This is a genomic window from Blautia sp. OF03-15BH (genome assembly GCF_003463065.1).
GTDB lineage: Bacteria > Bacillota > Clostridia > Lachnospirales > Lachnospiraceae > Limivivens.
Genome location: NZ_QSCM01000010.1, coordinates 12,582 through 26,640 on the forward strand (window position 1 = coordinate 12,582; position 14,059 = coordinate 26,640).

Sequence of the window (14,059 nt, forward strand, 5' to 3'; positions counted from 1 at the left end):
GACCATCCATGGAAGCCGTCAGAAGACTACTGCTTATTTATTTTCTTTTCTTACTTTTCTGTTTCTTCTCCAGACAAACAGGAGTGTCATTCCAGAAAGAAGGAACATACATACTTCCGCCGTACGGTTGGTCGGATCTCCGGTTTTTGGAGCTTTTGTTTCCTGGGTAGTTGTTGATGAGGATGTCTCAGATGTGTTTGTTTCAGACATAAACGTTTCTGTTTCCGTAGATGTGGTTTCTGTCATTTTTGTTTCCATTTCTGTCTCTGAAGACTGTGTCTCCGGAAGCTCTGTTTCCGGAGGTTCGGTCTCGGTCTCCTGTGTTTCTGTTTCTGTCGGTACCGGTTCTGTTTCTTTGACCGGACGGTCATACATGAACACAGACTGAATTTCCATAGTATCTCTTACTTCAAAAATGACATCTTCTGTTTTTTCATAGCCTTCCGGTGCAAGTGTCTCACGAAGATGATAGGTGCCTACCGGAAGTTTTTCCACATAATGAGGCTCATTTCCGGAAACCCAGCTTTCCAGTATCTCTCCTTTTTCATCCAGAATCTCAAGATGTGCGCCCGGAACTTCTCTCTGATCGGTTATATCCAGCTTGGAAATCCTTACACGGGTAACCTGATCGATCATGACAACCGAATGGACTTTCCCGTCTTCCGTCACTTCAAAAGAAATGGTACTGGCCGTCACATACCCCGCCGGCGCTGTTTTTTCTGTGAGAAGATATTTTCCAGGTATCAGACGTTCTATGCGATGCGGACTCTTTCCTGATATCCATGTCTCGATCAGCTCATTCTTATCATTTCGCACTTCAAGAACTGCACCTTCCAGTTCCTGATCTCCTGTAATATCTGTCTTGGAAATATCCCATTTGGTAAAGTCATTCGTCCATCTCAAAGTTTCTGTATCAGATTTTGCGCGGTCTTCGTCCAGCGGCTTTCCTTCCGGATCGGATTCAAAAATAAAGCCTTCTTTATCCACGGTAACATACCGTACTTCTGTATCCAGAATATAGCCCGGAAGAGTTTCTGTTTCCTGCACCTGATATACACCTGGCGTCAGATATTTTAATTCCACACTTCCACCATCTGCCGTTGTCACGGTTTTTTCTTCTGATGCGGCATTGGTCATATCCTGCTGTCCTTTGTTTTCTCCGGATTCTTCTTCCGGAAGATCGTACTTCTTTACAGAAAAAGTCACGCCATCCAGTGCTTTTCCTGTCGTGTCCGTCTTAAAAAGTTTCCAGGTCGTCGGATGGTTTTTAAGCATAAGCTCTGCTGTGACCACTTCTGTTTCCTGATCTTTACAGGTAAGATTCACAAGATAACTTCCGGTATCCAGACAATAGCCTTCCGGTGCTTTTGTTTCCCGGATCTTATATTTTCCAAGAGGAAGTTTCCCTGTTATACCGGTTCCATCCGTTCCAACAGTCACCGCTTCCACAAATTCCTCTGCGGCATAATGGCGATATCCATCCGGTGTCACAATATCTTCTGCTGCAAACACGGAAAATACGGCCCCTGTCAGCTGTTCCTTCGTTTCGGCATCCATTTTAACCAGCCTGATCTGTCCCTTTACCGGTTCATCATAAAAGCTTATTTCCAGAGGTTTGGTCCAGCTTCCCCATTTATCTACTGTAAAGCTAAGATCTTCGCCCCGCAGATAACCTTCCGGAGCCTGTATTTCCCGGAGATAGTAGGTTCCATATGGCAGTTTTTCCGGAATGGTGATCGTTCCTGATTCATCGGTTTGCAGAACGGTGAGCTCCTCACTATGCGGATAGTAAACGTGGAAGGTCAACGGATTTTTCTTCTCATCCAGAACCTGAAATGCCGTTCCCTTTTCCGGAATGATCAGTTTCTGATCCGTGCTTCTTTTTATCAGTGTTACCGGCATCTCTATGGGACGGTCATTCAGATAAATTCCCGTATACTCTTTCCGATCCACCTCTCCTTTGATCTCAAAAGGTGTTATCGGCATTACAGAAGCCGGATGCTCTGTCTCTGTCACCACATATGTTCCATAGGGAAGTCTGCCATCCGGAAACTGTTCCGGGTCTCTGGTAGTTGCCATACCTTCTTTATCCGTTGTCAGAACCGTATATAATTCTCCTGTGGATTTCAGACGGACCTCGAATTTACAGCCTTCCAGAGGGAGCAGTTCTTCACCCGGCTCTTCACTGCTCAGGGTATCTTTAAATTTCACCAGTGTGAGATCAAAGCGGCTGACTCTGTTTTTTGCCGCAGATTCTTCTCCGTCAAAACGACAGATTTTCTTGTTTTCACGAATCTGAAAGATTCTGGTAAGATTCTCGCCTTCCCTGGTATATCCCGGCGGCGGACAGGTTTCTTCCAGCTTATAGGTTCCATAAGGAAGCAGTGTTTCCGAGGTTTCGATCTTGCCTTCTGCGTTGGTCTTAAAGGTGTCGATGATCTCTCCTTCTGCGATTTTCCTTCCGTTTACGTACACGGCTCCTTCGGATTCATTGCTGAGTGTAAATTCAGCTCCTTCCAAAGCAGCATCTCCCTGTGTTTTTCCAGCTTCGTTCCGTTCCAGATCCCATTTAGAAAGTGCAAAGCCGCCCCGGATCACGGAATCCTTTACCGGCGTTTCTGTCAGATCAACCATCTCCCCCGGATGGTCTTCCGGAATGGAAAAGGTAAGTGTCTCTTCACTTAAAAGATAGCCTTCCGGTGCAGTCAGTTCTTTTATAAGATATGTGCCTGCCTGAAGCACTGCATCGGTTTCTGCCAGTCCGGAAGCGTCTGTTGTGATCTGCAGCACTTCTTCGTCCGGCAGATAAGAACAGTTCTCCTGATCCTTTCGGGTCACAGAATAACTGTTTTTATTATAAATACCGAAAACTGCGCCTTCAAACCGTGCATCTCCCTCTGTTCCTTCCGGCAGATCCTGACTCCTTTTACAGATTCTCACACTGCCGTAAACCGGCTCATCCGTCACCACAATCCCTTCGTTGGTAAAGCTGTTTCCAGTTTCCCCCTGGTACTTTCCTTCTTCATCTGAGACAAATGTGCGGATCCCCGGATCTTTTAAAAGTCCTGCCGGAGCTTTCGTCTCTTCTATGGTCAGGCGTCCAAGCGGAAGCACCGCTTTTCCGTTTACCTGATAAAACGGATCTCCGGAAATCTTATAGCTGTCTTCAAATTTTGCATACCCTTCTGCATCGGTTCTCAAAACCCAGGTACGAAGCAGCTTCTCTCCGCCATAATAACACAGAGTAAATTCTGCTCCTTCCCTTGAAAGATCAGTTCCTCCTTTGATCTTTTTTTGTACGGCTGTCTCAACAGACTGGTAGAACGGTTCGTCTTCAAAAATCACCTGCTGATGCTGTCCCTTTGTCAGAACAACTTTTTTCACTTCCTGGCTGAGCCGGTAACCCGCAGGAGCTTTTCTTTCCTTCACATAGTAAATTCCTGCCGGCAAGGTGACCGTATTCGTTTCTCCAGATGCTCCTGTCTTTAAAACAGCCTTCGGTTCAGCAGAAAATTCTTCTTTTTCATAGATACCAAATTCTGCATCTTCAAAAGAATAAATGCTGTTTTCATCCGTCAGTTCCGGTCTTGTTGAGCTTTTTTTAACCGAAAGATCTCCTGTTTCCTGCTGATTTACCAGTTCCGGCCAGCTTTCACTCATGGTGCAGACCCGGTTAGTCGTCTTTCCATCTCCGGAAGCATTTCCATTTTCCGGAAGCAGAGAAAACCAGCGGATGGTCGGATCACAGATATACCCCTCCGGAGCCTTGATTTCCTGAATCGTATAATATCCCATGGGAAACCAGGTCAGATCCGACACTTTGGAAATATAAACTTCTCCCTTTAAAGGATTTCGAAGCTTCAGTTTTCCCTCTTCGTTTGTTTCAAAAAGCCAGGCCATCAGTTCTTCTCCGCCCTGTGGGGAATCATAAAGCTTCAATTCAAACTGTGCACCGGCAAGCGGACGATACTCTTTTCCGTCACTTCCTACTTTTTTTAACAGGTTGTTTAAAGAACCATACACATACAGATCTTCATCCCTTACTGTATACAGCGCATCATCCTTGTCATCTGTCTGCGGCGCCGTCACCTTCAGAGATCTTACTGACAGATTCCTTGCATGCCCACCGGGTTGCCTGGTTTCCTGATAATAGATCGTTTTGCTTTCTCCTGCCTGGAGCCCCGGAATTTCCAGATATTTGGAATAAAACCCGTTCTCCAGCGTATGCGTATACACGGTTCCGATAACATCTGTACAGCCTGCATCCCAGTAAAAGGTATAGGCTGCATTTGCCAGAGAATAGTTCGGAAACCTGGTCAGCCAGTCAAAATCGGCTCGACTGAGCGAAGAAACCTTATTCACCCGGACTTTTACATTCGAAGGTTCATCTTCCGTTACAGTCAGATCCTTTTCAACAAATTGGTCTGTGTCTTTTTTTACCACAGCCGGAAGCTCTTTTTCTGTGAATTTTACAGAATAGATTTTTCCGGAAAGTCCCCATTTTCCGCTGGTCGGCGCACTGATCTCCTTAATATAATACGTCTGATCAAAGGCCAGAAAACGATTGATCTTTGTGCGTTTCCCGGTAATAACCGTTTTTACAAGCGGCTCACCGGAACAATCTTTGTTGTTCCAGATCCCGTATACGGCACCCTTCATGGAATCGTCCCACGCTCCTTTGGAAGACTTCTTGTTTAAAAAAACAATTCCAAGATAAGGATGATTTTTTACAGTTACGCCTGCCTGTTTTCCCGTACTCACTTTACAGTTCCAGGAAGCAGTCGATATGGTGGCATATTTCGGGGCTTTGACTTCTTTCAGCGTATAGTTTCCGGGAGGCAGATCATCTATCAGACCTTCTCCTGTTTTCGGGTCTGTGGAAATACTTCCCACTTTCTCTCCTGAAGCGTTCAGAACATCAAAAACCGCATCCAGCTGATAAACATCTGTCACCGCCCGGTCCGCATTGGAAAGCCGCTTATGAAGCACGATCCCGCCTTGTGATCTTTTGATCGTTATCTTGAAATTTCCATAAACATTCTGCTGTGTCCCGTTATCATTTTTCCAGGCCGCCTGATATACGACACTGTTTTCTGTCACCTGGTCAATATAAATATACAGCATTCCTGTGGCTCCCGGCCGCGGACAGATCTGCGCTGCCGAAGAACCGCAGGTAGTCATTCGAAAAGCACTTCCGAATTTCTGATAAACTTCCGAATCTTCAGCCGGATAAACATAACCCTGCTGCAGATTGAAATAATTATGGACATTATAATCTCCGATGGCCGGATAAAAAACAGCCCTGGCCGTATAATATTCACCTGTTTTGGGGTTGTCTATGTTGGAACCCGGCGTAACGCCAAAACCAAGAAGATGGTCATTCCTTCCTCCCGGAAAAAGAGAACCATCTCCCAGAGGCACCGGCATGGCAGAAAGCTCTTCCTCTGTCATAAAACAAAACACATAACTTCCGCCCGAACGTAACAGACGTCCTGAAAAAACGGCATCTGCTCCACAGTCCTTCCAGCATTCTTCTGCAACAAGTTCTTCATTCCTGCTGACAGAATATGCGAAATTATCTTTATCCGGAAGCATCGTATAAGTGAGATTTTTTCCATCCAAATCTTCCAGTCTTTCTGAAGCCATATTTCCATATAGTTCTGTAACTTTCTGACCGTCTGCATAAATATAAACGCTTCCATTTCCCAGAACAGAAAACTCTGTAACCTCTGCATTTTCCTGAGTTTCCATCGATTCTGTCGAATCATCCGGTTCTTTTAAAGTTTCTTCATTTTCCGGAGCTTCCTCCGATTCTTCCGGCATGTCTGTTTCTGTTTCCTGAACTGTTTCCTGAACCGTTTCTTGTTCTTCCTCCTCTGTTTCCGTAACAGCAGTTTCTGCACTTTCCGATTCCGAAAGTTCCTTTTCCGTATCGGTTTCTATCGTTTCTTTTTCCGTTTCTGCTGCTTCCTGCTGAACGGGTTCGCTTTCTGCTGCTTCTGTTTCCAAAAAATCTATCAGATTTTCTTCCGCCCCGGATGTCGAAGATTCTTCCTTCACTGTCATGGCAGGCTCCGAGGCAAATGCTCCTGCCGGAACAGACGTCACCAATGTGGACACTGCCAGCATCCATGCAAAACAGCTCCTGATCTTATGTTTCATATCAATCATCTCCTCCTGATTTCCAATATTCAGTTGTTAAATGTTCCGGTAGGATCCCGACATCGCTTCTTATGTCCCATACAGAACTCCTTTCACGATGGATTTTATGACTAGAGATTTTTTATTTGTAACGGTTCAGAACATCAGCGAAATGGAATGGAGACCTGTGGCCTGTTGTTTTGAACGTCCTGAACAGTTACTTTTATTCAAAGAAAAAAAGAGATGAGGATTTAAATGACAATAGAATAGAATGATGCTTTGAATGATATTTTAAAAAATAGTGGATTCTGCGGATCAGAACCGATCCAAAATGATCAATAAAAGATAAAACGAGAACTTATCTGTTCCCTTTCAGATTTGTCTTTTTCATCATACTACACTTTTTTTGAAAATGCAATCCTTTCTTTCGCATTTGTCTGGATTTTTTATCTATCTTATGCTATGATGATGCCAGGGTCAAAAGGTCTTTTACCCAAACGCTGAGAACTCAGGAGGCTTTTTATGAATGAAAAAATAGATCTTTCCGGTGTTTTTTCTCTTGCTTATATCAAGAAGTCCCGCTATACCGGATCCTTTCACAGTATGCGTTACCTTCTGGAGCTGAAAGACGGACAGATTGCCGCCACCATCTATCCAGGTCCTTACTGTTTTGAAGTCACTCCGGACGACGAAAAGGAAACTGCATTTTTTGAATACTCGCCGGAAGGTCTCAATGAGACCGTAGCATGGCTGAATCAGTGCTACGATGAACGATATCGCGAAAAAGATACTCTGCTTACAGGAGACGAAACAATACAATGAAAAAGGCTTACGACCGGATGGATGGTCACACGTTTGAACATTACTGTGCCGGACTGCTGCGCAAGAATGGTTTTCATCATGTGGAAGTCACACGCGGAAGCGGTGATCAGGGGATCGATATTCTTGCATGGAAGCATCGGAAAAAATACGGCATCCAGTGTAAATGCTATTCTTATTATCTTGGAAACAAAGCGATCCAGGAAGCCTATGCGGGTATGAAATTTTATGAATGTGATGTAGCGGCCGTACTGACTAACCAGTACTTTACCAATTCCGCTGTTGCCCTTTCAGAAAAAACAGATGTCCTTCTCTGGAACCGTTCTGTTCTGGAAGAACTCCGTAAATGCAAAAAGCCCCGTCTTCTTAATCTGGCAGGACTTCTGGGGATGGTCGGGAGCGCCTGGCTTTTCTATTTTCTTTGTTCTGCAGAGGGTCTGGAAGCCATCCGCCACTTACTGAGATTGACAGACTGTATGTTTTGTGCCTTCCTGTTTCTTGGAAGCTTCCTGCTTTTTCTTGAAAAAGGAAGCTTTTTTCTTTCTTGTCTTGCCACATTGCTGCTTGGAAGCTCCCTTGTAATCGGTTTTTGTCTTCTTGGCAACATGGGCGGGATCGTTCTGGTTCCGCTCCTGCTCTTCTTTTTCAGTCTTTTCCGCAGTCGAAAGCTGAAACACCGTACACATACCCAACAACTTCTGCCTAAGAAAACAGAAAAAAGTGAACGATAAAAAGGAGGCTGTTGCTCCATGGATGATCCCTCATCTATTTTGCAACAGCCCTTTTTTTATTTTTCCAGCTGCTCGATCACATCCTGAATGATCCATTCCAGTTCAGACCACTTTTTCTCAATGTCTTTGGCAAGCTGAAGCTGACATCTGGCACGGACCAGGTTGTGCTTCGGATACTCATACCTGAAATAATGATCGCCGGTCAGATAATCATCCAGAAAGCGGCTTGCCTGCTCCACAGTAATGGAAAAGCTGGCTTTTACCAGATTCTGCAGTTCTGCTTCTGTCAGAAGATCCTTGGTCTCTCTGATAAAGCCTTTGGCAAACGCACGAAATTTTCCGGTGTCAAAGAAAACTTTGCTGGTATCCGGTTCATCCTCCGCTGAAGTATTGGCAATGAAACGAACGGCATCTCCAAAATCATACATGGACATTCCCGGCATGATCGTATCCAGATCAATGACTACCAACGGCTCCTTGGTGACTTTATCAAACAGAACATTATTGGCCTTTGTATCGTTATGTGTTACCCTTCTAGGAAGCTCGCCCTTAGCAAAACGTACACTCAGTTCTGCTGCCTTATCACTGACAAAAGAAAGATATGCGATCTCATCCGGCACCTCATGAACACGATTGCAAGGATCCTTTTTTACATCTTCAAACAGAGTGTCCAGACGTTTTCTGGTATTATGGAAATCCGGAATGGTCTCATAAAGAACAGACCCGTCAAAATCAGCCAGCTGTGCCTGGAAATTACCAAAAGCCTTGCCTGTTGCCTCGATCACAGCCAGATCATCTGTCGTATCCAGTGTCAGAGAGTCCACATAATTCATGACTCTCCAGAAAGAATCTTCATCACTGATAAAATAATTGACCCCATCCTCCGTATGATGGAAATGAAGAGCCAGCTGCTCCGGATATTTTTCCCGGATATAAGAAGTTACCTGATCGATATTTTTCATGATCTCCACCGGATTTTTAAACACATGCGTATTAATCCGCTGAAAAAGATATGCTTTATACTTATTGTCGCCTACCGCATAAGTCACCTTATAGGTTGAGTTGATATTTCCAACTGTGATCACACTGTAGGAATACAGCTCTCCCTGCAGACGAAACTTCTCTCCAATGAGTTTTATGGTCTCAAACATTTTTCTATTCTCCTTTATTTTCACTGTACTAGCTATTTTTATCTTGCATACTGTCTTATTCTTATCTTTCCTATCATACCAAGAAATCGAGATTATGGCAAGTTTGGATTCCTGTTAAAATTCTGTTTTCAAAGCATTTTCCTATAAGATTTTTGGAATGTGCTATCTTTTTCTTTAAAGATTTATTATAATGATTACAATATCATCACAGACTTTTGGGGGTGTGTATATGAAATATGGAAAGAGATTACTGGCTCTTGTTCTGGCAGCTTCTCTTTTTGCAGAACCGACACTGCCCGCACAGGCTTCAGCCAGGTCATCCAAAACAAGTCATAAGGCTTCAACAGCCGCCACGGTAAAACGCATGCGTATTCTCCGGGTAAAAAAGAAAAAACTGAGAGCTCTGATCCGCCGGTCCATCCAGCAGCAGGAAATGATCGTTTTAAAGAAACAGATACTCTCCTATCTTTCCGACAATGGGCTTTCCTCTGCGAACTGGAGCATTTATGTGAAAAATCTGAAAACCAATCAGAGTATTTCCACCTGTTCAAGATCCTTCACTGCTGCCAGTACCATCAAGCTTTTTGCCATGGCTGCCGCTTACGATAAGATTGAGCGAAAACAGCTCACCATGACTTCTGATCTTTCCACGAAGCTTTGGAATATGATCGTTTACAGCGACAATGATTCTTTCAATTCTATTGTGGCGGATTATGTCGGTCCTGCAGAAATGAACCAGTTTCTGAAAAGGCAGAAGTTCACCAGAACTGCCCAGTATCATGGGATCGGTCCCGGCAGTCATCCGTACTTGAGCTCCACACGGGTGAACGGAGTTAATCATACCAGTGCTGCCGATTGTGGAATGCTTCTAGAAAAAATTTACCGGGGAACGATGGCATCAAAAAGCGCTTCCGATGCCATGCTCTCTCTTCTGAAACAACAAACCTATCGCTACAAGATTCCGGCAGGTGTTCCTTCCGGTGTGACTGTCGCAAACAAAACCGGTGAATTTGAGCAATTCCAGCACGATGCCGCCATTGTCTACGGTCAGAAAACGCCTTATGTGATCTGTATATTTTCAGAGGACAGTCATGCTTACAGCATTTCCCATATCCGCAGACTTTCCTCTATGGTCTATCAATATCTGAATGGATGATATGCAGTATCCTCCCGGCTCCCATATGGTCAATATTTTCTCACCTTTACTTTCTCTGTTTCCTGTGATAAAGTGTTCATAGATTATTTGAAGGGAGTTTTTTTATATGAACATTTCCGGTTCCACCCGCCTTGTCTGCCTGCTTGGCAGTCCTGTGGCTCACAGTATTTCCCCTGCCATGCACAACGCATCGTTTCAGTATCATGATCTTGATTATGCTTACCTTGCTTTTGACGTAGGCGAAGAAAAACTGGCTTCCGTTGTAGAAGCCTTAAAAGAAATGAATGTCCGCGGCTTTAACCTGACCATGCCGGACAAAAATAAAATGTGCACACTCTGCGACCGTCTGAGCCCCGCTGCAGAAATTTCGGGGTCCGTCAATACGGTATTAAATGAGAATGGAGTACTCACCGGCTACACAACGGACGGGATTGGTTATATGAAAGCTTGTGAAGACGCAGGTTTTCACATCATCGGGAAAAAAATGACGCTTTTCGGTGCCGGTGGTGCCGCGACTGCTATTTTAGTCCAGGCTGCTCTGGATGGTGTCCGTGAGATTTCTCTTTTTACCAGAGATCCGAAAAGAGAACATACACTTAAGATTGTTTCTTCTCTGCGTGAACGGACAAACTGTACGATCCGGCTTTTTTCCTATGAAGATGAAGAGATTTTACGCCGGGAACTGGCAGACAGCCAAATTCTTACCAACGGAACCAATCTTGGAATGGCACCTTATGAAGAAGGCTGTATTTTACCGGATGCCTCTTTTCTTCATAAAGATCTGATTGTTTCTGACATTATCTACAATCCCAGAAAAACTCGACTGCTTCAGATGGCTGAAGAGACTGGTTGTCCGCATTTCAATGGTCTTTATATGCTCCTCTATCAGGGAGCAGAGGCCTTTAAAATCTGGACCGGAAAAGAAATGCCTGTAGAACTGATCAAGAAAAAATTCTTTTTATAACAAAAAATACCGTCCTGCAAACCAGGGCGGTATTTTTGTCTCAGAAAATATCTGGATCATTTTTCTTCGTGTTCCTTATCTCCATAGTATTTTCCGTAATATTTCTTATAATATTTTCCGTAATAATGACCGTAATAGCCTTTTCCTTCCATCTCTACCTTATTCAGTACAGCACCCAGGATACGGCATCCGCTTCTCTCCAGCTGCTGCTTGACATTCAGGGCAAATCTCCGGCTGATGACATCACTCTCAATAACAAGGATGGCACCATCTGCAGCAGAAGCTACAATTGCCGCATCAATCACACTTCCAAGCGGAGGACAGTCGATCAAAACATAATCGTAGGTCTCTCTGGCCTTTGCAATCAGCTTTTTAAAACGGTCACTGCCAAGAAGTTCCGAAGGATTTGGGGCAACCGGTCCGGTAAGGATCATATGGAGATTTTCCACATTGGTCTCATACAGACACTCATCCAGGCTGCACTGCCCGGAAAGATACTCAGAAAGTCCTTTTCCCGGTTTATCGATACCCAGACGGTTTACCAGCACGGATTTACGGATATCTGTATCGATCATCAGGACTTTTTTTCCGGTCTCTGCCATGGAACAGGAAGTACGGTACACCAGGATCGACTTTCCTTCATTCGGAATACTGCTGGTAAAAGCAATCACTTTTACATCATCGCCGCAGAACTGAATGTTCGTACGCAGAGATTTATAACTCTCGCTGCCCTGGAAATTCAGAGGGCGCAATTCTCCAAGATTCAGTTTCTTCATCTTTTCTTCCTCCTACTTTCCAAGAATCATTTTTTTCTGTTTCTTCTTCTTTGACTCAATAGGAATAACACCCAATGTGGTCAGACCCAGATATTTTTCAATATCATCACTGCTCTTGATGGTATCGTCCATCAGATAAATCACAACGATCACTGCCATAGCCAGCAGTACACCAAGAAGACCTGCCATCACTACATTTTTCATTGTACTGGGACTGGACGGCCGTTCGGGAACATAGCCTTCCTCTGCAATGGTCGGTTCCTGTGTGTTCATGATTTCTTTTACACGGGCTTTCGAAACCTTTGCAACCTCATCGGCCACTTTTTTTGCCATCTCCGGATCTTCATCCGTAAAGGTGATCGTGATCATACGGGTATCTGAAGGATTTGTCAGTTCCAGTCGACTCAAAAACTGTTCGTAAGTCATATCAAGATCCAAGTTTTCAATTACCTGATCGATGACCGGACGGCTTTTTACCAGTACCGTGTAATCCTTCGTCAGCTGGGAACCAAGCTGAATATCAGAAAGAGAAACCACGGTATCCTTACTCAGAATATAGATTGTTGAAGAAGACTTATAAAGTGGTGTCACCATGGTTTTTGTATATACTCCTGCTGCTCCTGCACAAATGATTCCTGCCAGAAGAATGATCCACCAACGCTGAAGCAATACAAAAAAGAGTTCTTTTAAATCGATTTCCATCTCATCATCTGCATTTTGTATTTGCGTATTCACTTCCATCAATATTTACCTTTCCTTCTCTTTTCCACTGTTCCAGATAAGATCCGGAGTTTCCCTCAGGATTCTCTCGATCTGTGTTCTGTCGCAGCATGTATTGAGGTCTTTCAAATTTTCCTGAATTTTCGGCGCACGCTCTTCCTCATTATGGCAGTCTGTGGAAAGCAGATCCACAAATCCCTGTTGGAAAAGCCACTTATTTTTCTTAATGCTGTTATAATTGACCTGGAACAGCACTCCCTGTTCCTGAAACTCTTCCAGACGAGCCTTCTGCTTATGCAGGCACTGATAACGTTCCACATGAGCGATCACCGGGCGATAACCGGCACGCATCAATTTTGTCACAGCTTCCTGGATCCTGCTGTACGTATCATGCGGAGAAAATTCCAACAACACATATCTGCTGTTCTCACCGCCAAGCGGCAGTATTTTTCCTTCTTTCAGAAGATCAACAACACCATCGCTGTAAAAAATCTCATTTCCAGGCAGAAGTTCCAGATCTGGATATTTCTTCTTGATCTTTTCTTGGACTTCCTTCAAAACCTTCAAAAGTTTCTCAGGCTCATTCTGGACATATCCCATATGATAATGCGGCGTGGCTATGATTCTGCGGACCCCTTGAGTATAAGCCATATCCAGCATTTTTAATGTCATATCCATATCCCGCGATCCGTCATCCACGCCTGGAAGGATATGGCAGTGCAGATCCGTGATTTCCTCTGTCTCTGCCGCTAATTTTCCAAATTCTTTTTGCTTCTTTCTTTTTCGGAGCATAATAACAGTAAAAAACACTGCCGCTGCTGCCAGCAGGATCAAAAGTACCGGTAAAAAGATATTTTTCATTTCCCTGCTGTCACTGCTCTTCGTTTCTTTTGTCTTTCCTACTGGATCCTTTCCTTTCAAAGAAGCCTTTTTCTCTTCTTTAACAGTTGCGGATTCCGTTTCTGAAAAAGTTTTATCTTCAGAAGCAGCTTTCTTTTTCGACTCGCTCTCACGAACTGTTTCCGATTCCGCCTCCGTTTGTTTCCTGGAAAAAGTCTCTGTTTTCTGCACGGAGGCTTCTGCTTTTTCCGATACAGTAGATTTCCTTTCCTCCAGTTCCGTCGGTGTTTCCGTATCTGCTGTCTTCTGTGTATGATTGCCGGCTTGATTACTCCCTGCAGCGATTCCTGGTGCCTCTGTCTCTTTCCTAGGTTCTCCACTTGTTACTTCTTCCAGAAGCCCCTGCTCCAGTCCGGTCTGCACACTGGCATACATGGTAGTCAGATACTGATCTACTTCATCTGCCGTAAGATCCATATCTTCTTCCGAAAGTTTTTCTTTCAGAAGCTCCAGATAGCTGTCTTTGGCTTTGTATGTCTTTCCTTCATATGTAAAGCGTCCGCTGGCTTCATTGATCAGCCTCTGTTCTTCTGCATTGATTCCACCTGCCTGTGTCGGCATAGCCGGTATCAAAAAGAGGATTCCCAGAGTGAAGCACAGTGTACGCATGTTTTTTCGAATCGTATTTTTCACCGCCTCTTTACCAAAATACAGAGACGCTTTTGGGGGCGTCTCTGTGTTTGTTGTCATGCAGGCACTAC

General features: G+C 44.2%; 9 protein-coding genes. 4 read left to right on the plus strand and 5 right to left on the minus strand.

Features of this window, described 5'->3' with window-relative positions; translation table 11 throughout:
* Nucleotides 1-33: 33 nt before the first annotated feature.
* A complete protein-coding gene (locus tag DXA57_RS11360; RefSeq protein ID WP_117767494.1) occupies nucleotides 34-6,162 on the minus strand; it encodes a SpaA isopeptide-forming pilin-related protein in 6,129 nt (2,042 codons plus the stop codon).
* A gap of 501 nt (nucleotides 6,163-6,663) precedes the next feature.
* Between DXA57_RS11360 and DXA57_RS11365 the strand changes: the two genes are divergently transcribed.
* On the plus strand, nucleotides 6,664-6,963 hold the full coding sequence (locus DXA57_RS11365) for a GNAT family acetyltransferase (RefSeq protein ID WP_117767495.1): 300 nt from the start codon (nucleotides 6,664-6,666) through the stop codon (nucleotides 6,961-6,963).
* Nucleotides 6,960-7,691, plus strand: coding sequence for a restriction endonuclease (locus DXA57_RS11370; protein ID WP_243005779.1), 732 nt, complete (start codon nucleotides 6,960-6,962; stop codon nucleotides 7,689-7,691). Before DXA57_RS11365 ends, DXA57_RS11370 begins: the two co-directional genes overlap by 4 nt.
* Before the next feature lie 56 nt (nucleotides 7,692-7,747).
* Here DXA57_RS11370 and DXA57_RS11375 read toward each other — a convergent pair whose 3' ends face one another.
* Complete coding sequence (locus DXA57_RS11375) at nucleotides 7,748-8,842, minus strand: phosphotransferase enzyme family protein (RefSeq protein WP_117767496.1); 1,095 nt, start codon at nucleotides 8,840-8,842, stop codon at nucleotides 7,748-7,750.
* 229 nt (nucleotides 8,843-9,071) lie between these two features.
* On the opposite strand from DXA57_RS11375, the gene DXA57_RS11380 reads away from it, so the two are divergent.
* Nucleotides 9,072-9,998 (plus strand): serine hydrolase, encoded by a 927-nt coding sequence (locus DXA57_RS11380; protein ID WP_158571308.1) that lies wholly within the window; start codon nucleotides 9,072-9,074, stop codon nucleotides 9,996-9,998.
* A 106-nt stretch (nucleotides 9,999-10,104) separates the two neighbouring features.
* A complete protein-coding gene (locus DXA57_RS11385; RefSeq protein ID WP_117767498.1) occupies nucleotides 10,105-10,962 on the plus strand; it encodes a quinate/shikimate dehydrogenase in 858 nt (285 codons plus the stop codon).
* A gap of 56 nt (nucleotides 10,963-11,018) precedes the next feature.
* On the opposite strand, the gene DXA57_RS11390 is transcribed toward DXA57_RS11385, so the two are convergent.
* From DXA57_RS11390 to DXA57_RS11400, 3 genes are read right to left on the minus strand one after another with little or no spacing between them, the layout of a single operon-like run.
* Nucleotides 11,019-11,738 carry a CpsD/CapB family tyrosine-protein kinase gene (locus tag DXA57_RS11390; protein ID WP_117767499.1) on the minus strand — a complete coding sequence of 240 codons (720 nt, stop codon included), beginning with the start codon at nucleotides 11,736-11,738 and terminating at the stop codon, nucleotides 11,019-11,021.
* A 12-nt stretch (nucleotides 11,739-11,750) separates the two neighbouring features.
* A complete protein-coding gene (locus DXA57_RS11395) occupies nucleotides 11,751-12,440 on the minus strand; it encodes a YveK family protein (RefSeq protein WP_243005780.1) in 690 nt (229 codons plus the stop codon).
* Between the two features lie 45 nt (nucleotides 12,441-12,485).
* Nucleotides 12,486-14,048 carry a CpsB/CapC family capsule biosynthesis tyrosine phosphatase gene (locus DXA57_RS11400; protein ID WP_117767501.1) on the minus strand — a complete coding sequence of 521 codons (1,563 nt, stop codon included), beginning with the start codon at nucleotides 14,046-14,048 and terminating at the stop codon, nucleotides 12,486-12,488.
* Between the last annotated feature and the right edge of the window lie 11 nt (nucleotides 14,049-14,059).